Raw genomic sequence first — 25,123 nt, 5'->3', positions numbered from 1 at the left:
CGCGGATGCCGGAGAGCCCCGCGCCGGACGGACCGGGCGGGGCTCTCTGGGTGTCGGGGTGGAGCTGAGGGGATTCGAACCCCTGACCCCCTCGATGCGAACGAGGTGCGCTACCGGACTGCGCTACAGCCCCTGACGGAGACGAGCTTACCGTCCGCCTCCGCCGCCGCCACGACCGGGGCGGCCCCGGCCTGGTGACCGACTGGAACGGCCCCGCTGCAGGGCCCCGCCACGAGCCTGCGAGTGGTGGGGAGCAGTGGGGTCCTTCACCCGTTGGCGACCCGGCGCGGCTGGTAGACGTCGATGTCGGCGAACCCGATGTCGTCGTCGTCCAGGCCCACGACAGCGCTGTTCTGCCAGCCGGCCGGGGCCGCGCTCCGGGCGGCCACGACCCGACCCGGGCGCAACGGGTGCACCGGCGCCAGCGGCAGGCTCGGGTGCCGCAGGCCGACGGTGCGGTGCACCTCCGCGGCAGGCTCCTCCTCGACCGGGACCGGCCGGGGCGCCGGCACCGGGCGCGGGGCAGGACGGACGTCCGGCCGGCGGGTGGAGCGGGCGGCGGCCCGAGCGGCGCGGCGGGCGGCCAGCCGCTCCCGGCGCGCGGCGGCCCGCAGCACCATCAGGTAGGCGACGACGGCGAGGTCGAGCACGCCCTGGACGATCCACATCCACGGGGTCCAGACCAGCGCGCCGACCACCGCGAGCAGTGCGAGGGCGAGCAGGCCGGCGAGGATGCGGCGGCGGATGGCGTGGACGTCGACCCGCAGCTCGCCGGAGGTCACCAGCGCGGCGCGGTCGATGGAGACCCGCTCGGTCTCGGCGAACACCGCGGGGTCGACCACCCGGCGCCGCTGCAGCGTGCGGCCGGCGTCGGCCCCCGTGGCACGGCCGGCCGAGGAGTCACCGCGGGTCACCACCATGGGCACCAGCACGACGAACCACAGCACGACCAGAGCGGCCAGCAGCACACCCGAACCCATCCCGAACACCACCCGTCACACGCGTCACCTGCGGGGGGAAGTTACGGCCTGTACTCCTCCGTTCGAGGGAGGCGCGCGGTGTGTCCCGGAGTGTCGTGTGACTGGAGTGTCCTGCTGGGGTCCCGGATCGGCGTGTCGACACGGCGACACCGCGTCGTCCGCCGGTCAGCGTGGTACGCGGGACCGCCACCGTTCGACCACGCCGCCGGGCACGTCCTCGGCCAGCAGGGCGAACGTGTCGTGGTCGCGCCAGTCGCCGTCGATGTCGAGGTACCGGCGCAGCAGGCCCTCGTGACGGAACCCCAGACGCTGCACCAGCCCCCGGCTCGGCCCGTTCTCGGGACGGATGTCGGCCTGCAGCCGGTGCAGCCGCGCGGGCCCGAAGGCGTGGTCGCACACCAGGGCCACGGCCAGCGAGGCCATCCCCCGGCCGGCGACGGCACGGTCGATCCAGTAGCCCAGGTTGCCCGAGCGCAGCGCGCCCCGGACGACGTTGTCGATGGTCACCTGCCCGACGAGCCGGCCCTCCACCCGGACGACGAACGGCAGCGACAGGCCCATCGCGGCGCGGCGCAGCACGGCCCGCCGCATCACCCGGTAGGCCGCGGAGGTGTGCCGCGCCGCCCACGGTCCGGCCGCGGTCGGCTCCCACGGCGCCAGCCACGCCTCGTTGGCCAGCCGGACCCGGCTCCACTCCTCGGCGTCCCGCCGGCGCGGCGGGTGCAGCTCCACCGGGCCCCAGGCCAGGTGCGCCGGCCAGCCGGGGCGCAGCGAGGAGTCGACCACGGCGCCGCTCAGCCGCCCAGCAACAGCGGCATCACGGTGACCAGCCCGCCGGCAGCCACCTCGGTGACGTCCTCGTCGATGACGATCAGGCAGTTCGCCCGCGCCATCCGCGCCAGCATCGCCTCGTCGCCGTCCCCCAGGGGCTCGACGACGTAGCCGCCGTCGGGGTGGCGCATCACCTGACCGTGCAGGTACTGCCGGTAGCCCAGCGGCGAGAGCAGCCGCTCGGCGGCGATCGCCTGCACCGTCCGGCGGAACAGCTGGCGCTTGCCGAGCATCATCCGGATCGCCGGGCGCACGAAGACCTCGAAGGCGACCAGCGCCGCGACCGGCTCGCCGGGCACGCAGATGACCGGGACGGAGTCCGGGCCCAGCCGGCCGAAGGCCTGCACGGGTCCGGGGTGCATCGTCACCGGCGAGAACTGCATGGGGCCCAGCGCGGCGAGCGCCTCCTGCACCGGGTCACCCTCGCTGGCGAAGGTGCCGGCGACGAGCACCAGGTCGCTGCGCAGCAGCTGGCTCTCCAGCACCTCGGACAGCCGGCGCGGCTCGGCCGGGAGGATGCCCCACCGGTAGGCCTCGGCCCCGGCGTCTCGTGCCGCGGCGGCCAGCGCGTAGCTGTTGACGTCGACGACCTGGCCGGGGCCCGGCGGCGTGCTGATGTCGACGAGCTCGCCGCCCGCGGACAGGACGGCGACCCGCGGCCGGGGTCGCACCTGCACCCGGTCGCGGCCCACGGCGGCCAGCAGGCTGATCTGGGCCGGGCCGATCGGGGTGCCGACCTGCACCGCGGTGGTGCCCGGCGCGACGTCGTCCCCCGCCCGGCGCACGTAGGTGCCGGTGAGCGGGCCGGCGTGCACGGCGACGGTGGCCATGCCGCCGTCGGTCCAGACCACCGGGACGACGACGTCCGCGCCGGCCGGCAGCATCGCGCCGGCGGCCACCTTCTGCGCCATCCCGGGGCCGATCGACGCCGGGCCGCTCGGGCCGGCGACGGTCTCCCCCACCACCGACAGGCGCGCCGGCTCCGCCGGCGTGGCGCCCTCGACGTCCAGCGCGCGGGCGGCGTAGCCGTCGAGCGCGGCCTGGTCGAACGCGGGCAGCGCGCGCTGGCTGACCACCTCCTCAGCGCAGAGCAGGCCCTGCGCGTCGAGCACGGCCAGCTCGATCGGGTCCGGTTGCGGTACCGCCGAGAGGATCTCGTCGAGGTGCTGCTCGACGGTGCGCGGCGGTGCCGGCTCGGCGGTGGCGGGGGGCGGCGGCACGGTGCCGCGGTCGATCGCCGTCGTCTCGTGCACGGGGGTGGCGGGCGAGGGCTCCGGCACGTCGCGCACCGGGGTGCCGGAGCGCAGGTCCAGCGCCGTGGTGTCCCGGTACCCCGGGACCGTCCCGCCCCTGCCGTCCTCGGTCATGCCCACCACAGGGGTCGATGCTGCCCCCTGAGGGCCTCCGCTCAGGCCTCCGACGCGCCCGCAGCGGGCAGCTGGGCCACGAACTCGGCCAGCCAGGCGCGGAAGTCCGGGCCGAGGTCGTCACGCTCGCTGGCCAGCTGGACGACGGCCTTGAGGTAGTCGAGCCGGTCGCCGGTGTCGTAGCGGCGACCGGAGAAGACCACGCCGTGCACCGGCTCACCGCGCTCGACCAGGGTGGCCAGCGCGTCGGTCAGCTGGATCTCCCCGCCGCGGCCGGGCGTGGTCGCGCGCAGCACGTCGAAGACCTCGGGGGCCAGCACGTAGCGGCCGATGATCGCCAGGCTGCTCGGCGCCTCGTCGACCGGCGGCTTCTCGACCAGGCCGGTGATCGCCACCACGTCGGTGCCGCCGGGCTCGACGGCGACGGCGCCGTACTTGTCGATGTTCTCCCGGCCGACGTCGAGCAGCGCCACGACCGAGCCGCCGTGCTCGGCCTGCACCTGGAGCATCTGCTCGAGCAGGTGGTCGCGGGCGTCGATGATGTCGTCACCGAGCAGGACGGCGAACGGCTCGTCGCCGACGAACGCGGCGGCCTGCAGCACCGCGTGGCCGAGACCGCGCGCCTCGCCCTGCCGGACGAAGTGCACCTGGGCGACCTCGGTGGACTCGTGCACCGCGGCCAGGCGGGCGGCGTCCCCCTTCTTTTCCAGCGCCGTCTCGAGCTCCGGGTTGCGGTCGAAGAAGTCCTCGATCGCGGCCTTGTTGCGGCCGGTGACCATGAGCACCTCGCCGAGCCCGGCGCGCGCGGCCTCCTCGACGATGTACTGGAGCGCGGGCCGGTCGACCACCGGCAGCAGCTCCTTGGGCACCGCCTTGGTGGCCGGCAGGAATCGGGTCCCCATGCCGGCGACGGGGATGACGGCCTTCCGCGTCGGGCGGCTGCTCGGAGTCGGCATGCGCGCGAGCCTAGTGACCCGGCACCGGCGCCCCCCGCGCGGTGCCGTCGGCGCGGCCCTCCCCGGCCGGGGCACCGGTCGCGCCCGGCGACACGCGCCGACACGCCGTCCCGGCGGCCGCGGGCCGGGCCGGTCGGACCGGGACTCCCAGGTGAGCTGGCTAGCCTGCGGCGGTGACCCCCGCGGACGACGTGACCGAGGCCAAGGTCGCGCTCCGCGCCCGGATCCGGGCCCGCCGGGAGGCCCGCTCCGCCGAGGAGCGCGCCGCCGCCAGCGCGGCCGTCGCCACCGCCCTGCTGCGCGGCCTGGCCGGCGTCCGGACGCTGGCCGCCTTCGTGCCCGACCCGACCGAGCCCGGGGCGGGCCGGCTGCCGGCGGCCTTCACCCAGCTCCGCTCGCGGGTGCTCCTCCCGGTGGTCCCGCCCGACGGTCGCGAGCTGACCTGGGCGGTCGACACCGGCCGGCTGGCCCCGGGCCGGTTCGGGCTGCTCGAGCCGGTGGGACCGCGGCTGGGACCGACGGCGATCGGCGCCGCCGAGGTCGTCGTCGTCCCCGCGCTCGCGGTCGACCGGACCGGGGTGCGCCTGGGCCGCGGCGGCGGCTACTACGACCGCGCGCTGCGGCACGTCCGCCCCGGCGCGCGGCTGGTGGCCCTGGTCTTCGACGACGAGCTGGTCGACGAGCTGCCCGTCGAGCCGCACGACCAGCGCGTCACCGCGGTGGTCACGCCGTCCGGCGGCTGGGAGGAGCTTTCGGCCCCCTGACCTGCACCTACCGGCTGGTTACCTGCCACAGTGGGATCGATCACACCTACCCCGACGTCGCGGGAGGGACGTTGCCCCCTGAGATCGTCACCATCATCGCCCCCGTCGTGATCTTCGCAATCCGAGGAGAGGGCAATGTCGCCTGAGCTGATCTCCATCCTGGCGCTCGTCGCAATGTTCGCTGTCGCGACCGTGCTGCCAGTCAACATGGGGGTGCTGGCGTTCGTCGGCGCCGGCATCATCGGTACCACGGTCGCCGGTCTAGGGACCGACGACATAATCGCCACTTTCCCGGGTGACCTCTTTCTGACCCTCGTCGGGATCACGTTCCTGTTTGCTGTCGCGCAGAACAACGGCACGATCGACTGGCTGGTGCAGGTGGCCGTCCGCGTGGTGCGCGGGCGGGTCGCCGCGATCCCCTGGATCATGTTCTTGATCGCCGCCATCCTGACCGCGGTGGGCGCGGTCAGCCCCGGCGCGGTCGCCATCGTCGCCCCCATCGCGCTCGGCTTCGCCGCCCAGTACGGCATCAGCCCCCTCCTGATGGGCCTCATGGTCATCCACGGAGCGCAGGCGGGTGGCTTCTCGCCGAGCAGCATCTACGGCGGAATCACCAACGGCGTGGTGGAGTCGGCCGGGCTGCCGCTCAACCAGTACGTGACGATGGGCGCCAGTTTTGCCGTCAACTTCGTGGTGTCCGCGCTGTTGTTCGCCGTGCTGGGCGGCCGCAAGCTGCTCCGGCAGCGCGTCGGCACTGCCGGCGGATCTGCCGGGGAGCCTCCGCTCCTGCCGGCGGAGGGAGCCCATGTCGTGGTCACGTCACCCCAGAAGGGCGCGCAGGCGTACGGCGACGCCGAGGGGCAGGCCATGACCGAGTGGCGTGCCGAGGCCGAGCACGCGCCGGACTCCCTCCTCGATGAGCATCTGCCCGACCCGGTCCCGTCCGGCTCCCGGCCCCATCAGGCGCTGACTGTCGTCGGCTTGCTGGCGCTCGCGGTCGCCACCCCCGTTTTCGATCTCTCCAGCGCAGAGGTCGGGTTCGTGGCCATCTCGATCGGTGCGGTGCTGGCGCTGCTCCAGCCGCACCTGCAGAGGAGCGCGGCCGGGCAGGTCACCTGGCCGGAGATCCTGCTGATCTGCGGTGTCGCCACCTACGTCGGAGTCCTGGACTCGATGGGGACGATCGACTATGTCGGCAACAGCGTCGCGGGCATCGGTTCCCCGTTGTTCGCGGCGCTGCTGCTGTGCTTCATCGGCGCGGTGGTGTCGGCGTTCGCGTCGTCGACGGCGGTGCTCGGGTCGCTGATCCCGCTCGCGGTGCCCTTTCTCCAGAGCGGAACCGGTGTGGCAGCGATCGGATTCGTCGCCGCGCTCGCCGTCTCCTCGACCATCGTGGACGTGAGCCCGTTCTCCACCAACGGTGCGCTGGTTCTGGCCAACGCTCGCGGCGTCGACAAGACCGTGTTCTTCCGCCAGCTCCTGGCCTACGCCGCGGTTGTCACCATCGTGGCCCCGGTCGTCGTCTGGTTCCTGTTCGTCGTGCTCGGTTGACCGACCGGGTCGCTTCCGTCCTCTCAAGGAGATCCGATGTCCGCCCCGCTCGACGGTCCCCTGGACGGCGTCCTCGTCGTCGACCTGACCCGCGCCCTCGCCGGGCCGCACGCCGGGATGATGCTCGGCGACCTCGGCGCCCGCGTCATCAAGGTGGAGAGCCCCGGCGACGGGGACGACAGCCGCGGCTGGGGACCGCCCTTCCTCCACCCGGAGGGCGGCGACCGGGAGTCCACGTACTTCCTCTCGGCCAACCGGAACAAGGAGTCGGTCACCCTCGACCTCAAGGACGACGGCGACAAGGAGCTGCTGCGGGAGCTGGTGCGCCGCGCCGACGTGCTGCTGGAGAACTTCCGCCCCGGCACGCTGGGCCGCCTCGGCTTCGGCACCGACGTGCTGGAGCAGCTCAACCCGCGGCTGGTGCTGCTCTCGATCAGCGGCTTCGGGCACGACGGGCCCGAGGGCGGCCGGGCCGGCTACGACCAGATCGCCCAAGGCGAGGGCGGGCTGATGTCGCTGACCGGCTCCGGCCCGGACGACCCGCAGAAGGTCGGGGTGCCGATCAGCGACCTGCTGGCCGGCATGTACGGCGCCTACGGCGTGCTCGCGGCGCTCATCGAGCGGCAGCGCACCGGCCGCGGCCAGGTGGTGCGGACCTCGCTGCTGGCCGCCGTCGTCGGCGTGCACGCCTACCAGGGCACGGCGTGGACCGTGGGCGGCCAGGTCAACCGCGCGCAGGGCAACCACCACCCCTCCATCGCGCCCTACGGCCTGTTCCACTGCAAGGGCGGCAGCGTGCAGCTCTCCTGCGGGTCGGAGGGACTGTGGCGGCGGCTGTGCACCGAGTTCGGTCTCGACGCCGAGGCGCCCGGTCTGGCCACCAACGGCGAGCGCGTCTCCCACCGCGACCAGGTGATCGAGCTGCTGGAGCGGACCTTCACCGACATCTCCCCCGAGGAGCTGCTCGCCCGGCTCGCCGGCGCCGGCGTCCCGGCGGGCAAGGTGCGCACCCTCGACGAGGTCTACGGCTGGGACCAGACGCTGTCGCAGGGCCTGCTGATCGACGTCGAGCACCCGACGCTCGGCCGGCTGCAGCTGCCCGGCCCGCCGCTGCGCTTCTTCGCCCCCGGTGCGGACGGCGAGACCGAGACCACCCGGCGCGACCACGCCGCGCCGCCGGTGCTGGGCTCCTCCAACGAGGCGATCCGCGCCTGGCTTGCCCAGTGACCCGATCCCTGGACGCCCGCGCGCTGCGGGACCTCGTCCTCGACCCCGGGTCCTGGAAGAGCTGGGACTCCCCCATCACGGTCGGCGACGTCCCGGAGCCCTACGCCGCCGAGCTGGCCCGCGCGGCGGAGCGGACGCTCCAGGACGAGTCGGTCATCACCGGCGAGGGGCAGCTGCGCGGACGGCGGGTCGCGGTGATCGCCGGCGAGTTCGGCTTCCTCGCCGGCTCCATCGGCGTGGCCGCCGCCGAACGGCTCATCGCCGCGGTCGAGCGGGCCACCGAGGAGGGGCTGCCGCTGCTGGCCGCGCCGGTCTCCGGCGGCACTCGCATGCAGGAGGGCACCGTCGCGTTCCTGCAGATGATCGGCATCACCGCGGCCATCGCCCGGCACAAGGAGGCCGGGCTGCCGTACCTGGTCTACCTGCGGCACCCCACGTTCGGCGGCGTCCTGGCCTCGTGGGGGTCGCTGGGCCACGTGACCATCGCCGAGCCGGGCGCCTCCATCGGGTTCCTCGGCGCGAGGGTCTACCAGGCCCTCTACGGCGAACCGTTCCCCGAGGGCGTGCAGACCGCCGAGAACCTGGCCGCGCACGGGCTGATCGACGCCGTCGTCCCGCACGAGGAGATCGCCGAGGTCGCCGACCGGGCGCTGCGGGTGCTGGCGGCCCGGCAGACCTGGCACCGGGACGTCGCCGACGCGGAGCGGCCCACGCCCGAGGACGGCACCGACGCGGGGTCGGGTGGGGCGGACAGCACAGACGGTCGCAGCGCCTGGGCGGTCGTCACCGCCTCCCGCCGCGCGGACCGGCCCGGTGTGCGGCGGCTGCTGCGGACGGCGGCCACCGACGTGGTCGGCCTGTCGGGTACCGGCGCCGGGGAGAAGGACCCCGGACTGCTGCTGGCCCTGGCGCGCTTCGGCGGGGCGCCGTGCGTCGTCCTCGGTCAGGACCGGCGCGGGCAGTCGCTGTCGGCGCCGCTCGGGCCGGCCGCGCTGCGCGAGGCCCGCCGCGGCATGCGGCTGGCCGCCGAGCTGCGCCTGCCGCTGGTCACCCTGATCGACACCCCCGGCGCGGCGCTGTCGAAGGAGGCCGAGGAGGGCGGGCTGGCCGCCGAGATCGCCCGCTGTCTGCAGGACCTGGTGATGCTGCGGGCGCCGACGCTCGCGGTGCTGCTCGGCCAGGGCACCGGCGGCGGGGCGCTCGCGCTCGCCCCGGCCGACCGGGTGCTGGCCGCGGCCAACGGCTGGCTGGGCCCGCTGCCGCCGGAGGGCGCCTCGGCGATCGTGCACCGCACCGTCGACCGGGCCGACGAGATGGCCGCCGCCCAGGGAGTGCGGGCCACCGACCTGTGGCGGGCCGGGATCGTCGACCGCGTCGTCCCCGAGCGGCCGGACGCCGCCGACGAACCGGTCGAGTTCTGCCGGCGACTGGGGCGGGTGCTCGGCGAGGAGCTGGCCAACCTGCTCGGGCGGGACGACGGCGAGCGCTTCCGCACCCGGCTGCACCGGTACCGTCACCTGGGCCGCTGACGTCCACCGACGATGATCAGCTGAGCTGATCGTCGCGGGTCCTGGCTCACCCTCGGTGCTGAGCCAGGACCCGCGACGGTGAGCCGGACGTCGGCGGACGGCGACCGCAGGACGGGGTCCTCGCTCAGGCCGCGGGGAGGCCCCACGCGGCGGCGACCAGCTCCAGGCTGCGCAGCCGCTCGGCGACGCCGTGGGTGGACGCCGAGAGCATCAGCTCGTCGGCGCCGGTGTCGGCGGCCAGCTGCCGCAGCTCGGTCACGGCGGCTGCGGGGTCGCCGACGATCGCGTTGCTCGGCATCGCCTCGGCGGCGGCGCGCTCCGGGTCGCGCTCGGCCTCCTCGAGGCTGGGCACCGGGCGCAGCCGGCCCAGCCGCAGCGACAGCCGCATGAGCTGCCCGGGCAGCGCCAGCCGGCGGGCGTCCTCCGCGGTGTCGGCGGCGAGCACGTTCGCCGTCACGATCGTGTACGGCCGCGTCAGCACGGGCGAGGGCCGGAAGGTGTCGCGGTAGAGCGCGACGGCGGTCTGCACGTGCGGGCCGCCGAAGTGGTGGGCGAAGGCGAACGGCAGGCCGAGCTCGCCGGCCAGCTGCGCGGAGAAGCCGCTGGAGCCGAGCAGCACGACCTGTGGGGCCGACGCGGCCGCCGGCGTGGCCCGGAAGTGCTCGGCCAGGCCGCCCTCGACGCGGGGGTCGCCGAGCAGGCCGAGCAGGTCGACGAGGTGCTGCGGGAAGTCCTCGGCCGACAGGGCGGCGGGGTCGCGGCGCAGGGCGACGGCGGTCTGCGGGTCGGTGCCCGGCGCGCGGCCGATGCCGAGGTCGACCCGGCCCGGGTGCAGCGCCTCGAGCAGCGCGAACTGCTCGGCGACGACGAGGGGCGCGTGGTTGGGCAGCATCACCCCGCCGGAGCCGACTCGGATCCGGTCGGTGACCGCGGCGAGGTGGGCGATGAGCACCGGCGGGTTCGTGCTCGCCACCGCGGGGGTGTTGTGGTGCTCGGCGACCCAGAGCCGGGTGTAGCCGAGGCGGTCCGCGGCCTGTGCGACGCGGGTGGTCGCGGCGAGGGCGTCGACGGTGGACTGCCCCGAGCCGACGGTGCCCAGCTCGAGGACGGACAGCGGCAGCGGCTCGGACACCCCCGGCGCAACGTGGGCCACCGTCCGCGGCTTCCCGTCGGCCGGCGATCACACGGGCCGGCTCCCACGGCTGTCAGCCGGCGTCCGCGCCCTCCCGGAAGCGCAACCGGTGGTCGGGGTCGAGGCCGTCGAGCACCGTCTGCAGCGCGTCGCCGAGGGCGCGGGTCTGCTCCTCGGTGAGCGGGTCGAACAGCGCCGCGCGGACGGCATCCACGTGACCGGGCGCGACCGAACGGACGACGTCCCACCCCGCGTCGGTGAGGACGGCGACGTTCCCCCGGCCGTCCTCGGTGGAGCGCTCACGGCGTACCCAGCCACGCTCCTCCAACCGCGCGACGGTGTGCGAGAGCCGGCTCTGCGACTGGTTGGCGCGGCGGGCCAGGTCGCTCATCCGCCGGCTGCGTCCGGGCGCCTCCGACAGCATGGCGAGGACCACGTAGGCGGCGTGGCTGAGGCCGGCGTCGCGCTGGAGCTGGGCGTCGAGCACCCGAGGGAGCAACTCGGCGACGCTCAACCACGTCCGCCAGGTCCGCTGCTGCTCCTCGTCGAGCCACCGCTGCGCCACGTCTCGAACCGTACTGGTGAGCGACACGCCACGACCCGGAGGTCAGCCCTCGACGCGGATGGCGAGAGCGGCGATGTCGTCCTCGCGGTCGTAGCGGACCGGGGCCAGCACGCGGTCGAGGATCGCGTCGGCCGGCAGGTCCTGCAGCCCGCCGAGCGTGGCGGCGAGGGCGGCGGTACCGGCGTCGATGTCCTGGCCGGTGCTGCGGCGCTCGATCAGGCCGTCGGTGTAGAGCAGCAGCGTGCTGCCCGCCGGGAGGTCCGTCGCGTGGTCCCGGCGTGGCCGGGTCGGATCGATGCCGACGAGCATGTCCGGCGGGGTGCGCAGCACGTCGACCGCGCCGTCGGGGCGCAGCAGCAGGGGCGGCGGGTGGCCGGCGTTGGTCCAGCGCAGCCGCCGGGACCCGTCGGGCTCCGTGGGCTCGATGCGGGCCAGGACGATCGAGGCGATGGCGTCCACCGGCAGTCGGACCATCGCCCGGTCCAGGCGCTGCATCGTCTCGGAGGGCACCTCGCCGCGGTCGACGGCGTAGCCGCGCAGCAACGTGCGCAGCTGGCTCATGTCCGCGGCGGCGGCGATGTCGTGGCCCACGGTGTCGCCGATCGCCAGCACCGTGGCGTCGTCGGCGGCGCAGAAGCCGTCGAACCAGTCCCCGCCCACCCGGTGGTTGCTGTGCGCGGGCAGGTAGCGACCGGCCAGCTCCAGCCCGTCGGGCTCCGGGAGCTGGGGGAGCATCGCGCGCTGCAGCGTCTCCGCGACGCTGCTGCGCTCCTCCAGGAGCTGCTGGGTGCGCCGCCACTCGCGGGCGGCGACGTCGGCGGCCTGGGCGGCACGCGCGGTCATGATCCGCAGCTGCAGCTCCGAGGAGCAGGCGCCGGCCAGGTCGGTGAGCACCGCGAGGTCGGTGTCGGTCCAGCGCCGCGGCTGCGAGTCGATGGCGCACAGCGAGCCGATCACCCGGCCATCGGCGTCCAGCAGCGGTAGGCCCGCGTAGGCGACGACGTGCAGGTCCGGGACGGCGAGGTTGTGCCGGACCAGGGGGTGACGCCGCGCGTCCTCGACGACCAGCGGCTCGGACGAGGCGACCACGTGCTGGCAGAAGGAGTGGCTCAGCGGGGTACGCCGCTCGCTCTGGTACGGCTCCGGTAGCCCTGCGGCGCCGGGGAAGACCTGCTCCTCGGTGCTCACCAACGTCACCAGCGCCACGGGCACCGACAGCTGGTGGCGGACCAGCCGGACGAACCGCTCGAACGCCTCGTCTGACGCAGCCGGCAGCAGCGTCTCGATGGGGAGCGGGGCGCCCGGCGGCTCGTCCGGGGACGACGCGGCGCGGGGGCGGAACGACGGGAGGGCCACAGCGCCTCCCGACTGCGACTGCGCTCGGCCACGGCCGGCAGGTCGCGGCTCCGTTGCGCAGCTCAACCATAGCCGGGAGGAGCCCTCCCGCGCCGTGGGGCAGCTCCCTGAGCAGGGGGGATGCCCCCAGCACCGGCCCGGCGGAGCCGGCTGTCGCGCTCCGGACCCCGCTCGTCGAACTCCGGGAGCTCGTGGCCGTCGCTGCGGGCACACCGCCCCGAGGGATCCGGAACCGTCTCGTGCATGACGGCGAGGCCACGGGGAACGAGGGGGAGGTGGACGCGGCCCGCCGCCCGTCGCGGTTCTCCCCCGGTGTCGTCGCGCTGCCGGTCGACGGAACCGCGCCGTCGCGGACCGGGCGCGGCCGGCTGCGACCGGGCCGGTGGCTGCGCGGGACCGACCCTGTCGTCCCGCTCCCCTGGTGCAGTCGCCCGGGGCACCGGCCACTCTCGCGCACGCAGCGGGGAGGAGGTGCGAAGGACCCGGCCGGTCGCGGCCGGCAGCTGCTCACACAGGTGGACGACCGATCGAAGGACCGATGACCGCGCAGGAGGTCGCGATGAGCGTCATGCGTTTCGACCCGTTCGGAGACCCGTTCCGGAGCCTGGACCGGCTGACCAGCCAGATGATGTCCGGCACGCGGACGCCGATGGGCATGCCGATGGACGTGTGGCAGGCCGAGGACGGCTACCACGTGGCACTGGACCTGCCGGGGGTCCACCCCGACAGCGTGGAGATCACCACCGAGCGCAACATGCTGACCATCCGCGCCGAGCGCCGCGCCGAGTACGAGCAGGGCGCCAACGTGCTCCTGGCCGAGCGGCCGCAGGGACGGTTCACCCGGCAGCTGCAGGTCGGGGACGCCCTCGACACGGCCCGGGTCTCCGCCACGTACGGCGACGGCGTGCTCCTGCTGACGATCCCGCTGTCGGAGCAGGCCCAGCCGCGGCGGATCGAGGTCCAGCACGGCGGCCGGCAGCAGCAGCTCTCCGTCAGCGGCGAGGACGGGCCGCAGTCCGAGCAGACCACGAACAGGGGTGAGGAGCAGAACAGCTGAGCGTGGGGCCGGGGCGGTGAGGGGACCAGGACGGCCGGACCGCCCCGGCTCCGGGCCGCCGGGGAACGGCGCCGGCCAGTCCACCGTGCACCCGGCCTCGACGCGGCGTCGGCCGGCCGGTGCCGCGCACGGGCGTACCGCTCACGACCCCGCCACCGCCTCGGCGCCCGGGCGGCCGGTGATGGTGGAGAAGGGGATCGGGCAGCACTCGGCGCCGGCGCACTCGAGCAGGTCCACGCAGCCGGCGTCGAGCGCGGCGCGCAGGTCGTCCCGGATGGTGACCAGGTCGGCGATGCGCTCCTCGACCTCGGCGAGCTTGGCCTGCGCGCGGGCCTGCAGCCCGGCGTCGGCACGGCGGCGCCGGTGGCGGTGCCGGCCGACCTCCAGCAGGTCGGCGACCTCGTCGAGGGTGAACCCGAGCCGCTGGGCGGCCTTGATCACGCGCAGCACGGTGACCGTCTCCTCGGGGTAGAGCCGGTGGCCGCCGGGGCTGCGGTCGGGGTCGGCCAGCAGCCCGCGCCGCTCGTAGTAGCGCAGCGTCTCCACGTTCACCCCGGCGGCCGCGGCGACCTGGCCGCTGCGCAGCCCGGGGCTCACGCGGCGGCTCCGCGGGCCTGCTCGGCGCGGGCCACCAGGGCGGTCAGGACGTCGGCGTGCGCGGCCGGCACCTCGAGGTCCAACGCCACGGAGGCCGCAGCGTCGCCGTGCAGCGGCGTGACGGTGGAGGTGAAGAACGAGCAGCACGCGGTCTCGGCGTCGGCCAGCCGCTGCACCCGCTCGGGCAGGCCCTCGTCGCCGGCCAGCAGCAGCCGGGCTCGGGTCGCCGTTCCGGGCGGCCGCTCCACGGCGCGCAGTGCGGCGGCGAACAGGTCGTCGAACTCGGCCACCCGCAGCGGCTGCTGGCTGGTGGGCAGGGTGCAGGCGTCGACCGGCACCCAGTCGGCGGGTGCCGGCCCGGTGCGGGGAGCGGTCCTCGACAGGTCCATGCGCACATGGTGAACCCGTACTCGAGTACGGGGTGCAAGCTCCGCCGGGACGACACGACGGGGATGGCTCCGGAGAGCTGATGGCCGTGGCCGCGTCGTCCGGCACCGGCCCCTGCAGCGTGGGTCCCGACAGGGGCCGTCAGGAGTGCGCAGCCAGCTCGTGATCGGCGTGAGCAGCAATCTCCAACTGGAAGGTGGAGTGCTCGATGCTGACCGGGAAGTGCTCGGCGAGGCAGGCCTGCAGCTGGTCGAGGACCTGCGGGGCGTGCCCGTCGAAGAAGCAGGAGTCCTCGACCACCACGTGCGCGCTGAGCACCGGCAGACCGCTGGTGATCTGCGAGGCGTGCAGGTCGTGCACCTCCAGCACGTGCGGCAGCGCGAGCAGGTGCGCGCGGACGGCGGCGAGGTCCAGGCCCGGCGGGGTGCTCTCCAGCAGCACCGACACCGTCTCGCGCAGCAGCCTGAGCGTGCGCGGCACGATCAGCGCGGCGATGACCAGCGAGGCGATCGCGTCGGCGCGCTGCCAGCCGGTGAGGGCGATGACGGCGGCGGCGAGCAGCACCGCCAGCGAGCCGAGGGCGTCGTTGACCACCTCCAGCAGCGCCGCGCGCATGTTGACGTTGCCGCTGCGGCCGCCGCGGGCGAGCACCACGATGCCCGCGACGTTGGCGGCCAGGCCGACGGCGCCGAAGACCAGCACCGCGGTGGAGGCGACCTCCGGCGGCTCGGCCAGCCGCCGGACGGCTTCGATGACGACGTAGACGCCCACGGCCAGCAGCACCGCGGCCTGCGCCGTGGCACCGAGGACCTCGGCCCGCCGGTAGCCCCAGGTGCGCGTGGCGGTGGCCGGCCGGAGCGCCAGGGTCGCGGCGAGCAGGGCGATGGCCAGGCCGGCGGAGTCGACGAAGGCGTGCGCGGTGTCGGCGAGCAGCGCCAGGCTGCCCGAGACCAGGGCGCCGACCAGCTGGACGAGCAGCGCCGCGACCGTCAGCGCCAGGACGACGGCCAGGTGGCGACGGCTACCGGCCACACCGGCCCCGTGGCCGTGCCCGTGGGCGCCGCCGTGGCTGTGCCCGGAGCTCATCGGTCCGCCTCCCGGCGGGTCAGCTGCAGGCGCTGCGGCGCCTCGGATCCGGACGAGCAGCAGGCATCGGCGCAGTCGGCACCGCGACCGCACCCGTCCGCGGCGTCGTCGGCGTGCCCGCCGGGGCGGGCGGGGGCGCAGCAGCCGTCGCCGCGCCAGGCCTCGACGCCCTCGCGGACCGCGACCGCGGCGATGACCAGCCCGGCGACCGGATCGGCCCAGCCCCAGCCCAGCGTGGCGTTGAGCACGAGCCCCAGCAGCAGCACCGCCGACAGGTAGGTGCACAGCAGCGTCTGGGTGGAGTCGGCGACGACTGTCACCGAGCCGAGCGCCCGGCCGGTGCGGCGCTGCGCCCAGGACAGGAACGGCATGATGCCCAGCGAGGCGATCGCCAGGCCGATGCCGACCGGCGAGGCGTCGGGCTCCTCGCCGGAGACCAGCGCCCGCACCGACTCGGCGGCGATGTAGCCGGCCAGCGCGAAGAACGCCAGCGCCATCAGCCGCAGTGCCCGCTGCTCCCGGGCCTCGGGCATCCGGTGGCGGAACTGCCACAGGATGATCAGGCCGCTGGAGACCTCGACGACGGAGTCCAGCCCGAACCCGACGAGCGCCACGGAGCCGGCGACCAGGCCCGCGGCGACGGCGATGACCGCCTCGAGCACGTTGTAGGCGACGCTCGCACCGGCCAGCCACTGAGCGCGCCGGCCGAGCCGGACACGATCGGCCGGGGCCAGCTGCCGAACGGCGGCAGTGGTGCTCACCGATCCGCCGCCTCGCCGTAGGTCGGGCACAGCGCGACCGCGTCACCCGTGGCCCCCAACAGCCGCTCGGCGGCGGCCAGCACCTCGAGCAGCTCGGCGGCATGGGTCAGCGACCACATCGACGCCCTGCCCTGCGGCCGCGAGGCCACCAGGCCGCAGTCGCGCAGGCACGCCAGGTGGGCCGAGACGGTGGACTGGGCCAGGCCCAGGTGCGCGGTCAGGTCGACGACCCTGTGCTCACCGAGCGACAGGTGCCGCAGGATGGCCAGCCGCGCCGGGTCACCGAGGCTGCGGAACATGCACGCCGCCGCTGACAGCGCCGCGGCCTCGCCGACCGACGGCCCCACCACGGTCTCGAGCAGCCCCGATTTCATCGTCACCTCTCGATGATAGCGAGGTGCTCCGGAACGGTCTGCCTGGAGGCGACGCGCCCCTGGGCACCGCGGGCTGGTGGCCCTCCTCCCGCTCCGGTGCGGCGGCTTCGACGGGACGGGCACGGGCCGGCCCCCGGCTGGCGCTGCAGGGGCACCTCCACGACCGCGGAGCCACCACGCGCGACCGCGGAGTCAGCCTCGGACGCCGCGAACCGGACCCCCGCGACGCGCACCGCGCACCCGGGTCGCACGTGGACGGACGCCGTCGGGACGCGCATCATTGGCAGTCGCCGGGTGAGAGTGCCAACCCGGTCCGTCCGACGAGGAGTGCCACCGCCGTGCCCACGTACCAGTACGCCTGCAGCAACCCCAACGGGAAGCACCAGTTCGAGGTGGTGCAGAGCTTCACCGACGCGCCGGTGAGCGAGTGCCCCGAGTGCGGCAGCCCGGTGCGCAAGGTCTACGGCTCGATCGGCGTGGTCTTCAAGGGCTCGGGCTTCTACCGCACCGACAGCCGGTCCAGCTCCTCGTCCAGCGAGTCGAGCTCGTCGTCCAACGAGAAGAAGGACGCCGCCCCGGCCGCCTCCAGCTCGTCGTCCTCGGGGTCCTCCTCGTCGAGCAGCTCCAGCAGCTCCTCCAGCAAGGCCGCCGCGAGCTGACCCGCGGTCCACAGGCGGTCGCCGGCTCCACAACCCGGCGTCCGCCGTCCCGCCGTCGCCCGCGGGCGGCGAGCGTGGACCCATGGTCCGCCTCCGCCGCCCGCGCCGGCCGCTGCACACCGCCCGCCAGGTCCTCGCCGCGCTGCTCGCCGCCACCGCTCTCGTCCTGGCCCTGCGCCCGGCGCCGGCACCGGCCCACGCTCCGGCGACCATCCCGGTCGTCGTGGCCGCGGCCGACCTCGCACCCGGCGCCGTCCTGGCCACCGAGGACGTCGCCGTCGCCCACTACCCACCCGAGCTGCGCCCCGTCGGCACGGTCGAGGACCCTGCCGCGGTCGTGGGCCAGGAGCTCGCCCGCGGGGTCCGGTCCGGCGAGCCGCTGACCGACGCGGCACTGGCCGGAGCCGGCCTGACCGACCGGCTCGCTCCCGGGCAGGTCGCCGCGCCGGTGCGGCCCGCCGACCTCGCGGTCAGCGCGCTGGTGCAGCCCGGTGACCGGGTCGACGTCCTGGCCACGCTGCCGGACGCCACCCGCGCCGAGGTGGTGGCCGCCGGGGCACCGGTCCTGGCCACCCCCGGTCCGGAGGACGACGGCCTGCTGCTGCTCGCCGTCGACGCCGACACCGCGGCCCGCCTCGCCGCCGCGGCCACCACCGCGACGCTGTCCCTCAGCCTCCCGCCACGCTCGACGTCGGGTGCCGGACCGGCCACACCGCGCCTGGGCGGATGACCCCCGTGCGCGAGCAGCAGGGCACCGGGACCCCGGCCCAGGGGACGACCTCGCTGCCGGGCAGACGCCTAGTCGCTGCCCCAGTGCGGCGGGCGGTCCTCGAGGTAGCGCCGGTCGGTGGCCGACAGCTCCTCGGCGCGCTCACCCCAGCCGACGTCCCGGTCGTCGGGAGCCCGCTCGGCCGGTCCGGCCGGCGCGGGCCGCGGCGGCTCCACCTGGGGCTGCCCGAGCCCGTCGAGGACCTCCGCGGCCGGCAGCGCGGCCAACGCGGGACCCGGCACGGCGAGCTTGCTGCCGCGGATGCCCGACCCGACGACCACGAGGTCGGCGGCCGCGACGGCGGGGTCCACCAGCACCGGCCAGGACGGCGGCAGCCCGATCGGCGTGATGCCCCCGTACGCCATGCCGCTCTCGGCCACGGCGACGTCCTGGGGCGCGAAGGAGGCCTTGCGGGCGCCGAGGTGGCGGCGCACCAGGCCGTTGACGTCGGCGCGGGTGGTCGCCGGGACCAGGCACGCGGCCATCTGCGTCTGCCCGGCGCGGCGGGCGGCGACGACCACGCAGTTCGCCGAGACCTCGAGCGGCACCCCGTAGGCCTCGGTGAAGGCGGCGGTGTCGGCCAGGTCGGGGTCGATCTCGGCGACCCAGGCGGGGGCGGTCAGCGCGCCCAGCGCCGCGGCCACCGGGGCGGCGAGCAGCTTGGGCCGCTCGGCGGCGGGGGTCCAGGTCAGCGAGCCGAGCCGGGGGGCGGTCGAGGAGTCCACGGGGACGATCCTGCCCCGGTGGCCGGATCGTCGCGGCGAGCGGCTGGATCCCCGCTGGTCCGCCGCTCCCCCGGCCCGCAGGATGGGCCCATGATCGGCCAGTTGCACTCCGTCGTCATCGACGCGCCGGACGCGTACGCCCTCGCGACGTTCTACGCCGACCTGCTGGGGATGGAGGTCAGCAAGGGCTCCCCGTGCGACGAGTGGGTCGTCGTCACCGGCCAGGGGTACCGGCTGGCCTTCCAGCAGGCGCCGGACCTGAGACCACCGGACTGGCCCGACCCGGACCGCCCGCAGCAGTTCCACCTCGACGTCCGGGTGGCCGACATCGAGGAGGCCGAGCCCGAGGCGCTCGCGCTCGGCGCACGCAAGCTGCCCGGCGGCGGGGGCGACTTCCGCGTCTACGCCGACCCGGTGGGCCACCCCTTCTGCCTCGTGTGGGACGCCGCATGAGTGCCGACCTGCCCGCGGTGGACCTCGCGTCGGCCAGCCCGTTCGTCGCCGCCACCGCCTTCGAGGTCGGCGAGGTCGGCGCCACCCGCGTGACGGGAACGGTCCAGGTGGGGCCCGAGCAGCACACCCCCTGGGGCGTCGTCCACGGCGGGCTCTACTGCGCCGTCATCGAGTCCGCGGCCAGCATCGGCGCGAGCGTGGCGGTGGCCGAGTCCGGCCAGTTCGCCGTCGGGGTCAACAACAACACCGACTTCATCCGCTCGATGACCGAGGGGCGGTTGCACGTCGTCGCCGAGCCGGTGCAGCAGGGCCGCACCCAGCAGCTCTGGCAGGTCCTGCTCACCCGCGCCGACGACGGCAAGCTGGTCGCGCGCGGCCAGGTGCGGCTGCAGAACGTGCGCCGGCCCGGCGCGTGATGACGGACCCGGCTGTCCCCCGCCACGGCCCCGTCCAGGACACCGCCCTGAGCCCGATCGGCCCCGTCCTGAGCTCGCGAAGGCTGGGGAGGACGGGGCCCCTCTCGGGGAGGACGGGGTCCGTCCGTCTGCAGGGGGGCCGGGCGGCGCGAGCACTGTTCGCCGCCCGGGCGGTGGCCGCCGAGCACGGGGTCCGTCCGACCGAGCCGCGGGTGCTGCAGGAGGGCGTCAACGTCGTCGTCCACCTGGCGCCGGCGCCGGTCGTCGCGCGGGTGGCGACCCTGACGCCGCTGCTACGGCCCGCGCCGCTGCGCTCGTTCGCCCGTGAGGTGGCCGTCGCGGGTGCCCTCGCGGCGGCGGGGGCGCCGGTCGTCCCGCCCAGCGACCTGCTGCCGCCGGGGCCGCACCGGTACGCAGGCCTCGAGCTCTCCTTCTGGCGGCACGTCGAGGTGCTGCCCTGCTCGCCGTCCCCGGCCGAGGCGGCCGGCGCGCTGGTCGAGCTGCACGGCCACCTGGCCGCGCTGCCGGTGGACGGCGCGCCCCTGGACACCCCACTCGACGACCTCGCCCGCTTCGGCTCGCTGGGTCGGGCGTGGGGAGCCGCTCCGGCGCAGTTGGAGAGTCTGCGGGACCGGCTGGCGGAGCTGCGTCGGAGGCTGGGCAGCGAGGTGGTGCCGCTGCACGGCGACGCCCACCCGGGCAACCTGCTGGCCACCGCCGCCGGCTGGCGATGGACCGACCTCGAGGACACCTGCGCCGGTCCGCGGGCCTGGGACCTCGCCTGCCTGCGCAGCACCTCCCGGCTCGACGGCCGGGCCGCGCTGGACGCGGTCGGCGGCCCCTCCGACGCCGAGCTGGCGCCGTGGCTGGAGCTGCGCCGGCTGCACGCCGCCGCATGGACGCTGGTCGCCGCGACCGGCCGGCACCGTCCGGAGGCTCGCCGCGAGCCTGCGAGCGGGGAGGAGGACGGGGTCCTCTCTCAGGCCAGCGGCAGCGCCGGCTCGCGGTAGGTGGTGCCGGCCAGCGCCGGCGACAGGACGTCGGGGTCGATGAGGACGGAGAACAGCGCGCGCGGGTCCTGCAGCGTCGCGGGCGGGCGGGCGGCGGCGCGCGGCACGACGCGGTCCCACCGGGCGGGACGGCGGTGCGGCAGCAGCTCGCGGCCCTCGAACAGGTAGTCCCCGAGCACCTCCCCCACGAGCAGCCCGGCGCCGTGCTCGATGGGCAGCGCGATCGGGTCGCCGGGACGGACCTCGTCCAGGAAGGCCGACAGCTGGCGCAGGTCCTTGGCCGGGCGGCGTCCGGAGATCTCCTTGGACAGCGCGCGCAGCTCGTCCGGGGACAGCCCGGTGGCGTCGACGTCGATGCCCGACTGGGTGCCCAGCCCCACCACGCCCGCGGCCAGGCAGGCGCCGAGCTCGTTGTGCGCGCGGGGGCGCACCACCCACACCCGCGTGCCCTCGGGCTCCGGTGCCGGGGGGAGGTCGTCGGGCTCGGGCCACACGTAGGGCAGGTCCTCGGGCTCGGCGCCGAAGAGCGGGCCGAACAGGGGCCGGTAGAAGTCCGGCTCCTTGGCCAGCAGGTTCGACCGGTGCGACAGGTGCAGGGCCTCGTCGCCCACCCAGGAGGGCAGCATCCCGGCGCGGGCCAGCTCCTCCTGCGGGACGCCGACCACCTCGGGAGCGAACTCGGCGATCAGCGTGTGGGTGGTGTCGGCGAACCCGCGTTCCCGCCACACCCGGACCATGGCCAACCCGTACGCCACCAGGGCCGGCGTCCTCCCGCGCCACATCCGGACCACCGGGTGCGACGTCCAGCCGTAGTCGGGCAGCTCGAGGGCCCGCAGCACCTGGAGCGTCTCCACCCGCTGCTTGCCCAGGCGGGGCGAGTCCAGGAGCCGGGCGCTCTCCTCGAAGTCGGCGACGGGCAGGAAGGTCTGCATCGACGGCCTTCCTGCCCGTCCCGGCGGGGCGTCAACCGCCGTGCGGCCTCCCTGCAGGTGGGAGTGCCCCGTCCTCCCCGGCCTTCGCGAGCTCAGGCCGGGGCCGATCGGGCTCAGGGCGGTGTCCTCGACGGGGCCGTGGCGGGGGCAGGGAGGTCCTTCTTCCAGGGCCGGGAGGGCGGATCCCCAGCGGTCCCGGCGCGCGTCCGTAGGGAGCCCCTGCCCCGCCACTCGCGAGCTCGCGGCGGGCCCCCACGAGGGGGACGCACGCCAGCGCCGGTCGTCGACGACCAGCCAGCGGCCGTGCTCGGTGCGGCCGACCTCCCGCGTCAGGCGGCCACGCGGCGGACCAGGTCGGGCAGCACCGCGCCGAGCGGGGCGTCCACCCGGACGTCGACCTTCGCGTCACCCCGGGTGGGGCCGAGGTTGACCAGCCCGACGGGGATGCCGAGCTTCTCGGCGCGCAGCACGAACCGGTAACCGCTCATGACCGTCAGCGAGGAACCCAGCACCAGCAGGGAGCCGGCCCGCTCGACCATCGCGAAGCAGGTGTCCACCCGGTCGCGCGGCACCGTCTCGCCGAAGAAGACGACGTCGGGCTTGAGCGGACCACGTCCGCAGGCCAGGCAGTCGACCATGACGAAGCCGTCGAGCAGCTCGTCGGGCAGCTCGGCGTCGCCGTCGGGGTTGACCTCGTCGACGTGCGGCCCGAAGTGCGGGTTGGCCGTGTGCAGTCGCTCGTGCAGCTCCGCCCGGTCGGCGACGTCCCCGCAGGCCAGGCAGACGGTGCGGTCCAGGCCGCCGTGCAGCTCGACGACGTCCTGCGCGCCGGCGGCCTGGTGCAGTCCGTCGACGTTCTGCGTGATCACCCCGGCCACGAGCCCGGCCCGCTGGAGGTCGGCGACCGCGGCGTGCCCGGCGTTGGGGCGGGCCTCGCGGATCTGCGGCCAGCCGACGAAGCTGCGCGCCCAGTAGCGGTGCCGGCCGCGCGGGTCGCGCAGGAACGTCTGGTAGGTCATCGGCGTGTGCCGGCGCAGCGACCCGGTCGCCCCGCGGTAGTCGGGGATGCCGGAGTCGGTGGACAGGCCGGCTCCGGAGAGCACGACGACCTCGCCGTCCGCCACGAGTCCGGCGAGGTCCTCGAGGGTGCCGGGGTCTGCGGCGGCCGGGTCGACGGCGGTGGGGACTGCGGTCACGCCGCCATGGTCCCCCTCGCCGGCCACCCGTGCCGGGACCTCAGGAGGGAGCGACCTCGCGGTCGAGCCGGCCCAGCAGTTCCTCGTACACCCGGCGCAGCCCCTTGGGCGCGAAGGTGCGCTCGAAGAAGCCGCCGATGCCGCCGGCACCGTTCCAGGTGGTGCGCACCCGGACCGTGGTCAGCCCGGCGTCGGCCGGGTGCACCGTCCAGGTGGTCACCATCGAGGAGCGGGTGTCGGTCTCGACCAGGGTGTCGGGGTCGGGCTGGCTCACCTCGACCAACTGGTCGCGCACCCGCTTGGAGGTGGCGGCGAAGCGCCAGGCGACGCGCGTGCCCGCGCCCTGGCCGCCGGACTCGACCCGGTAGCCGCTGAACTGCTCGGGGAGCACGCGGGGACGCGTCCCCTCGTAGTCGGCGAGAGCGGACCGCACCCGGTCCACCGGCGCTCGGACGACCCGTTCCGCGGTGGCGACGACCTGACCCATGGCCCCATCCTGCCGTCGTTCCCACCGGGGACGTCGCCAGGGCACCCGCATACCGCGCGCCTGCGAGGACCGCGGCCCCACCCCGGCGCGCGGTGGGCGCGAGCGCCCGCCCCCGAGCCGCCCCGCAGAATCAACCGCCGTCGTCCCCTCGAGGAGGAGCCGTGACCACACCGCCGCTGCCCACCGTCCCGACCGACCTGACCCCGGAGGAGCGCGACCGGTTCTTCCTCGGGCTGGCCGTCGAACAGGCGCGCATCGGCTGGGAGGAGGGCGGCGTCCCGATCGGTGCGGCGCTGGTCGACGGCGACCGGGTCCTGGCCGTGGGCCGCAACCGTCGTGTCCAGATGGCCAGCGCCATCCGGCACGGGGAGACCGACTGCATCGAGCGGGCCGGCCGGCTGCCGGCGTCGGTCTACCGCCGCAGCGTCCTCTACACGACCCTCTCCCCCTGCTTGATGTGCGCGGGGACGGCGCTGCTCTACGACATCCCGCGCGTCGTCATCGGGGAGAACCGCAGCTTCCAGGTCTCCGAGGAGCTGCTGCGGTCCCGCGGCGTGCAGGTCGACGTGCTGGACGACCCGGACTGCCTCGCGCTCATGGAGCGGATGCTCGCCGAACGGCCGGAGCTGTGGCTGGAGGACATCGGGGAGGAGTCGTGACCGCGTCCGGGCCTCCGACCACGGCGGAGGTCGTCGACCCGGACTACCCGGTCACGCCGGTCCCGGCGCACGCCCGCAAGTCGTTCCTCTCGATCGCCGTCGTGCTGCTCGGCTTCACCGTGTTCACCCCCACGATGCTGGCCGGCGCCACGCTGGGACCGGCGTTCGCCTTCGACGACCTCGTGCTGGTCATCCTCGCCGGCTCGCTGATCCTCGGCGCCTACGTGGCCGTGATGGGGTGGGTCGGCGCGCGGACCGGCCTCACCACCGTGGTCATGGCCCGCTACACGTTGGGGACCCGGGGCGCCAAGCTCGCCTCGATCCTGCTGGGCGGCACGCAGATCGGCTGGTACGGCGTCGTCGTCGGCACCATCGGCGACCTGACCGCCGAGGCGCTGGACTGGCGCTCGTACGGTGCCCGGGCCGCGGTCATGGTGGTCACCAGCGCGCTGATGTGCGCCACGGCCTACTGGGGCTACCGCGGCATGTACTGGGTGTCGCTGGTCTCCACCCCGCTGATCCTCGTCCTGGCGTTCTGGGTGGTCGGCCGGTCGCTGCAGGAGGTCGGCGGTCTCGACGGGCTGACGAGCATCCGGCCGACGGCGTCGATGGCCGTCGCCGTCGCGGTCACCACCGTCGTGGGCACGTTCGTGTCCGCCGGCACCCAGGCGCCCAACTGGACCCGGTTCGCCCAGCGCGGCTCGCACGCGGTGTGGGCCTGCGTCATCGGCTTCCTCGTCGGCAACGGGCTCATGGTCTTCTTCGGCGCGATCGGGGCGCTGACCTTCGGCGAGGGCGACTTCGTCCTCGTCCTGTACCAGCTCGGGCTGGTCGGCTGGGGTCTGGTGCTGCTGTTCGGCAACCTCTGAAGAGCAACGCCGACACCGCCTACGCCTTCGGGGTGGCCGGCGCCGAGCTGTTCGACCGTCCCAGCAAGGGCCCGTTCGTGATCGGCGGCGCGGTGATCGGCACCGTGCTCGCGCTCACCGGCGTGCAGAACCACCTGGTCGAGTACCTCGGGCTGCTCGGCACGTTCATCCCGCCGCTGGGCGGCGTCATCATCGGCGACTTCCTTACCCGCCGGCGGCGCGGCATCCCCACCGGGACCACCCCGCCCGCGGTGCGGTGGCCGAACCTGCTCGCCTACGCGGTGGCCGCCTCCCTCGCCTGGCTCAGCGGCGAGCTCGGCATCGGCATCCCGCCGGTCATCGGCATCGTGGTGGCCATCGCCCTGTCCACGGGTCTGTCCCGGGTCGGCCTCCGCGACACCGCCCCGGTCAGCGGGGCGTGAGGAGTC

29 protein-coding genes and 1 tRNA gene are annotated in these 25,123 nt (G+C 75.3%); 13 read left to right on the top strand and 17 right to left on the bottom strand.

Features of this window, described 5'->3' with window-relative positions; translation table 11 throughout:
* Positions 1–59 precede the first annotated feature (59 nt).
* The 5 genes from ACU610_RS23845 to galU all read right to left on the bottom strand — a co-directional run bounded on the left by ACU610_RS23845 (position 60) and on the right by galU (position 4,134).
* Positions 60–133 (bottom strand) — tRNA-Ala (locus tag ACU610_RS23845).
* A 133-nt stretch (positions 134–266) separates the two neighbouring features.
* On the bottom strand, positions 267–980 hold the full coding sequence (gene sepX, locus ACU610_RS23840; protein WP_446770167.1) for a divisome protein SepX/GlpR: 714 nt from the start codon (positions 978–980) through the stop codon (positions 267–269).
* A gap of 165 nt (positions 981–1,145) precedes the next feature.
* Positions 1,146–1,766, bottom strand: a complete 621-nt coding sequence (locus ACU610_RS23835) for a GNAT family N-acetyltransferase (RefSeq protein WP_446770166.1) — start codon at positions 1,764–1,766, stop codon at positions 1,146–1,148.
* An 8-nt stretch (positions 1,767–1,774) separates the two neighbouring features.
* Positions 1,775–3,178 (bottom strand): molybdotransferase-like divisome protein Glp, encoded by a 1,404-nt coding sequence (glp, locus tag ACU610_RS23830; protein ID WP_446770165.1) that lies wholly within the window; start codon positions 3,176–3,178, stop codon positions 1,775–1,777.
* A gap of 41 nt (positions 3,179–3,219) precedes the next feature.
* On the bottom strand, positions 3,220–4,134 hold the full coding sequence (galU, locus tag ACU610_RS23825) for a UTP--glucose-1-phosphate uridylyltransferase GalU (RefSeq protein ID WP_446770164.1): 915 nt from the start codon (positions 4,132–4,134) through the stop codon (positions 3,220–3,222).
* A 173-nt stretch (positions 4,135–4,307) separates the two neighbouring features.
* Between galU and ACU610_RS23820 the strand changes: the two genes are divergently transcribed.
* The 4 genes from ACU610_RS23820 to ACU610_RS23805 all read left to right on the top strand — a co-directional run bounded on the left by ACU610_RS23820 (position 4,308) and on the right by ACU610_RS23805 (position 9,205).
* Positions 4,308–4,898, top strand: coding sequence for a 5-formyltetrahydrofolate cyclo-ligase (locus ACU610_RS23820; protein WP_446770163.1), 591 nt, complete (start codon positions 4,308–4,310; stop codon positions 4,896–4,898).
* A 135-nt stretch (positions 4,899–5,033) separates the two neighbouring features.
* Positions 5,034–6,449 carry an SLC13 family permease gene (locus ACU610_RS23815; protein WP_446770162.1) on the top strand — a complete coding sequence of 472 codons (1,416 nt, stop codon included), beginning with the start codon at positions 5,034–5,036 and terminating at the stop codon, positions 6,447–6,449.
* A gap of 36 nt (positions 6,450–6,485) precedes the next feature.
* Complete coding sequence (locus ACU610_RS23810; RefSeq protein ID WP_446770161.1) at positions 6,486–7,676, top strand: CaiB/BaiF CoA transferase family protein; 1,191 nt, start codon at positions 6,486–6,488, stop codon at positions 7,674–7,676.
* The gene (locus ACU610_RS23805) at positions 7,673–9,205 is read left to right on the top strand and encodes a carboxyl transferase domain-containing protein (protein WP_446770160.1); all 1,533 of its coding nucleotides are present in this window, start codon (positions 7,673–7,675) and stop codon (positions 9,203–9,205) included. Before ACU610_RS23810 ends, ACU610_RS23805 begins: the two co-directional genes overlap by 4 nt.
* Positions 9,206–9,329: 124 nt before the next feature.
* On the opposite strand, the gene ACU610_RS23800 is transcribed toward ACU610_RS23805, so the two are convergent.
* The 3 genes from ACU610_RS23800 to ACU610_RS23790 all read right to left on the bottom strand — a co-directional run bounded on the left by ACU610_RS23800 (position 9,330) and on the right by ACU610_RS23790 (position 12,258).
* Complete coding sequence (locus tag ACU610_RS23800; protein WP_446770159.1) at positions 9,330–10,337, bottom strand: LLM class flavin-dependent oxidoreductase; 1,008 nt, start codon at positions 10,335–10,337, stop codon at positions 9,330–9,332.
* Between the two features lie 73 nt (positions 10,338–10,410).
* Positions 10,411–10,902 carry a MarR family winged helix-turn-helix transcriptional regulator gene (locus ACU610_RS23795; RefSeq protein ID WP_446770158.1) on the bottom strand — a complete coding sequence of 164 codons (492 nt, stop codon included), beginning with the start codon at positions 10,900–10,902 and terminating at the stop codon, positions 10,411–10,413.
* Between the two features lie 42 nt (positions 10,903–10,944).
* Positions 10,945–12,258, bottom strand: coding sequence for a PP2C family protein-serine/threonine phosphatase (locus tag ACU610_RS23790; protein ID WP_446770157.1), 1,314 nt, complete (start codon positions 12,256–12,258; stop codon positions 10,945–10,947).
* A 559-nt stretch (positions 12,259–12,817) separates the two neighbouring features.
* Between ACU610_RS23790 and ACU610_RS23785 the strand changes: the two genes are divergently transcribed.
* Positions 12,818–13,315, top strand: a complete 498-nt coding sequence (locus ACU610_RS23785; RefSeq protein ID WP_446770156.1) for an Hsp20/alpha crystallin family protein — start codon at positions 12,818–12,820, stop codon at positions 13,313–13,315.
* Positions 13,316–13,456: 141 nt separating this feature from the next.
* On the opposite strand, the gene ACU610_RS23780 is transcribed toward ACU610_RS23785, so the two are convergent.
* The 5 genes from ACU610_RS23780 to ACU610_RS23760 all read right to left on the bottom strand — a co-directional run bounded on the left by ACU610_RS23780 (position 13,457) and on the right by ACU610_RS23760 (position 16,520).
* Positions 13,457–13,912 carry a MerR family transcriptional regulator gene (locus ACU610_RS23780; RefSeq protein WP_446770155.1) on the bottom strand — a complete coding sequence of 152 codons (456 nt, stop codon included), beginning with the start codon at positions 13,910–13,912 and terminating at the stop codon, positions 13,457–13,459.
* On the bottom strand, positions 13,909–14,301 hold the full coding sequence (locus ACU610_RS23775) for a hypothetical protein (RefSeq protein ID WP_446770154.1): 393 nt from the start codon (positions 14,299–14,301) through the stop codon (positions 13,909–13,911). The genes ACU610_RS23780 and ACU610_RS23775 overlap by 4 nt, the downstream gene beginning before the upstream one ends.
* A gap of 139 nt (positions 14,302–14,440) precedes the next feature.
* A complete protein-coding gene (locus ACU610_RS23770; RefSeq protein ID WP_446770153.1) occupies positions 14,441–15,385 on the bottom strand; it encodes a cation diffusion facilitator family transporter in 945 nt (314 codons plus the stop codon).
* On the bottom strand, positions 15,382–16,146 hold the full coding sequence (locus tag ACU610_RS23765; RefSeq protein ID WP_446770152.1) for a cation diffusion facilitator family transporter: 765 nt from the start codon (positions 16,144–16,146) through the stop codon (positions 15,382–15,384). The genes ACU610_RS23770 and ACU610_RS23765 overlap by 4 nt, the downstream gene beginning before the upstream one ends.
* Positions 16,143–16,520 carry an ArsR/SmtB family transcription factor gene (locus tag ACU610_RS23760; RefSeq protein ID WP_446770749.1) on the bottom strand — a complete coding sequence of 126 codons (378 nt, stop codon included), beginning with the start codon at positions 16,518–16,520 and terminating at the stop codon, positions 16,143–16,145. Before ACU610_RS23760 ends, ACU610_RS23765 begins: the two co-directional genes overlap by 4 nt.
* A 338-nt stretch (positions 16,521–16,858) precedes the next feature.
* On the opposite strand from ACU610_RS23760, the gene ACU610_RS23755 reads away from it, so the two are divergent.
* Positions 16,859–17,179 (top strand): FmdB family zinc ribbon protein, encoded by a 321-nt coding sequence (locus ACU610_RS23755; protein WP_446770151.1) that lies wholly within the window; start codon positions 16,859–16,861, stop codon positions 17,177–17,179.
* An 82-nt stretch (positions 17,180–17,261) separates the two neighbouring features.
* Positions 17,262–17,909 carry a Flp pilus assembly protein CpaB gene (cpaB, locus tag ACU610_RS23750; RefSeq protein WP_446770150.1) on the top strand — a complete coding sequence of 216 codons (648 nt, stop codon included), beginning with the start codon at positions 17,262–17,264 and terminating at the stop codon, positions 17,907–17,909.
* Between the two features lie 68 nt (positions 17,910–17,977).
* Here cpaB and ACU610_RS23745 read toward each other — a convergent pair whose 3' ends face one another.
* Positions 17,978–18,673 (bottom strand): YbaK/EbsC family protein, encoded by a 696-nt coding sequence (locus ACU610_RS23745; RefSeq protein ID WP_446770149.1) that lies wholly within the window; start codon positions 18,671–18,673, stop codon positions 17,978–17,980.
* Positions 18,674–18,763: 90 nt separating this feature from the next.
* Here ACU610_RS23745 and ACU610_RS23740 point away from each other — a divergent pair, with 90 nt between their 5' ends.
* The 3 genes from ACU610_RS23740 (at position 18,764) to ACU610_RS23730 (ending at position 20,552) form a co-directional block, all read left to right on the top strand.
* Positions 18,764–19,126 (top strand): VOC family protein, encoded by a 363-nt coding sequence (locus tag ACU610_RS23740; RefSeq protein WP_446770148.1) that lies wholly within the window; start codon positions 18,764–18,766, stop codon positions 19,124–19,126.
* Positions 19,123–19,542 carry a PaaI family thioesterase gene (locus ACU610_RS23735; protein WP_446770147.1) on the top strand — a complete coding sequence of 140 codons (420 nt, stop codon included), beginning with the start codon at positions 19,123–19,125 and terminating at the stop codon, positions 19,540–19,542. Before ACU610_RS23740 ends, ACU610_RS23735 begins: the two co-directional genes overlap by 4 nt.
* Positions 19,543–19,715: 173 nt before the next feature.
* Complete coding sequence (locus tag ACU610_RS23730) at positions 19,716–20,552, top strand: phosphotransferase family protein (RefSeq protein ID WP_446770146.1); 837 nt, start codon at positions 19,716–19,718, stop codon at positions 20,550–20,552.
* Here the strand turns inward: ACU610_RS23730 and ACU610_RS23725 are convergent.
* From ACU610_RS23725 to ACU610_RS23715, 3 genes are all read right to left on the bottom strand, one after another.
* Entirely contained in the window at positions 20,522–21,484 is a 963-nt protein-coding gene (locus ACU610_RS23725) for an MSMEG_6728 family protein (RefSeq protein ID WP_446770145.1), read from the bottom strand. The two genes, ACU610_RS23730 and ACU610_RS23725, sit on opposite strands and share 31 nt — an antisense overlap.
* Before the next feature lie 329 nt (positions 21,485–21,813).
* Complete coding sequence (locus ACU610_RS23720) at positions 21,814–22,680, bottom strand: NAD-dependent protein deacetylase (RefSeq protein WP_446770144.1); 867 nt, start codon at positions 22,678–22,680, stop codon at positions 21,814–21,816.
* 40 nt (positions 22,681–22,720) lie between these two features.
* On the bottom strand, positions 22,721–23,167 hold the full coding sequence (locus ACU610_RS23715; protein ID WP_446770143.1) for an SRPBCC family protein: 447 nt from the start codon (positions 23,165–23,167) through the stop codon (positions 22,721–22,723).
* A 161-nt stretch (positions 23,168–23,328) separates the two neighbouring features.
* Here ACU610_RS23715 and ACU610_RS23710 point away from each other — a divergent pair, with 161 nt between their 5' ends.
* From ACU610_RS23710 to ACU610_RS23700, 3 genes are read left to right on the top strand one after another with little or no spacing between them, the layout of a single operon-like run.
* Entirely contained in the window at positions 23,329–23,826 is a 498-nt protein-coding gene (locus ACU610_RS23710) for a nucleoside deaminase (protein WP_446770142.1), read from the top strand.
* Positions 23,823–24,695: a cytosine permease gene (locus ACU610_RS23705; protein WP_446770141.1), complete on the top strand. Its 873-nt coding sequence runs from the start codon at positions 23,823–23,825 to the stop codon at positions 24,693–24,695. Before ACU610_RS23710 ends, ACU610_RS23705 begins: the two co-directional genes overlap by 4 nt.
* 32 nt (positions 24,696–24,727) lie before the next feature.
* Positions 24,728–25,117, top strand: coding sequence for a hypothetical protein (locus tag ACU610_RS23700; RefSeq protein ID WP_446770140.1), 390 nt, complete (start codon positions 24,728–24,730; stop codon positions 25,115–25,117).
* Positions 25,118–25,123: the final 6 nt, after the last annotated feature.

The organism is Geodermatophilus sp. URMC 61, from assembly GCF_052931555.1.
This window is presented reverse-complemented; position numbering and strand designations above follow the sequence as displayed.

Coding starts and splice junctions, on each gene's coding strand:
- cpaB (WP_446770150.1), top strand. CDS start 17,262: ATGGTCCGCCTCCGCCGCCCGCGCCGGCCGCTGCACACCGCCCGCCAG.
- glp (WP_446770165.1), bottom strand. CDS start 3,178: ATGACCGAGGACGGCAGGGGCGGGACGGTCCCGGGGTACCGGGACACC.
- ACU610_RS23715 (WP_446770143.1), bottom strand. CDS start 23,167: ATGGGTCAGGTCGTCGCCACCGCGGAACGGGTCGTCCGAGCGCCGGTG.
- ACU610_RS23775 (WP_446770154.1), bottom strand. CDS start 14,301: ATGGACCTGTCGAGGACCGCTCCCCGCACCGGGCCGGCACCCGCCGAC.
- ACU610_RS23810 (WP_446770161.1), top strand. CDS start 6,486: ATGTCCGCCCCGCTCGACGGTCCCCTGGACGGCGTCCTCGTCGTCGAC.
- ACU610_RS23785 (WP_446770156.1), top strand. CDS start 12,818: ATGAGCGTCATGCGTTTCGACCCGTTCGGAGACCCGTTCCGGAGCCTG.
- ACU610_RS23740 (WP_446770148.1), top strand. CDS start 18,764: ATGATCGGCCAGTTGCACTCCGTCGTCATCGACGCGCCGGACGCGTAC.
- galU (WP_446770164.1), bottom strand. CDS start 4,134: ATGCCGACTCCGAGCAGCCGCCCGACGCGGAAGGCCGTCATCCCCGTC.
- ACU610_RS23725 (WP_446770145.1), bottom strand. CDS start 21,484: ATGCAGACCTTCCTGCCCGTCGCCGACTTCGAGGAGAGCGCCCGGCTC.
- ACU610_RS23760 (WP_446770749.1), bottom strand. CDS start 16,520: ATGAAATCGGGGCTGCTCGAGACCGTGGTGGGGCCGTCGGTCGGCGAG.
- ACU610_RS23770 (WP_446770153.1), bottom strand. CDS start 15,385: ATGAGCTCCGGGCACAGCCACGGCGGCGCCCACGGGCACGGCCACGGG.
- ACU610_RS23735 (WP_446770147.1), top strand. CDS start 19,123: ATGAGTGCCGACCTGCCCGCGGTGGACCTCGCGTCGGCCAGCCCGTTC.
- sepX (WP_446770167.1), bottom strand. CDS start 980: ATGGGTTCGGGTGTGCTGCTGGCCGCTCTGGTCGTGCTGTGGTTCGTC.
- ACU610_RS23815 (WP_446770162.1), top strand. CDS start 5,034: ATGTCGCCTGAGCTGATCTCCATCCTGGCGCTCGTCGCAATGTTCGCT.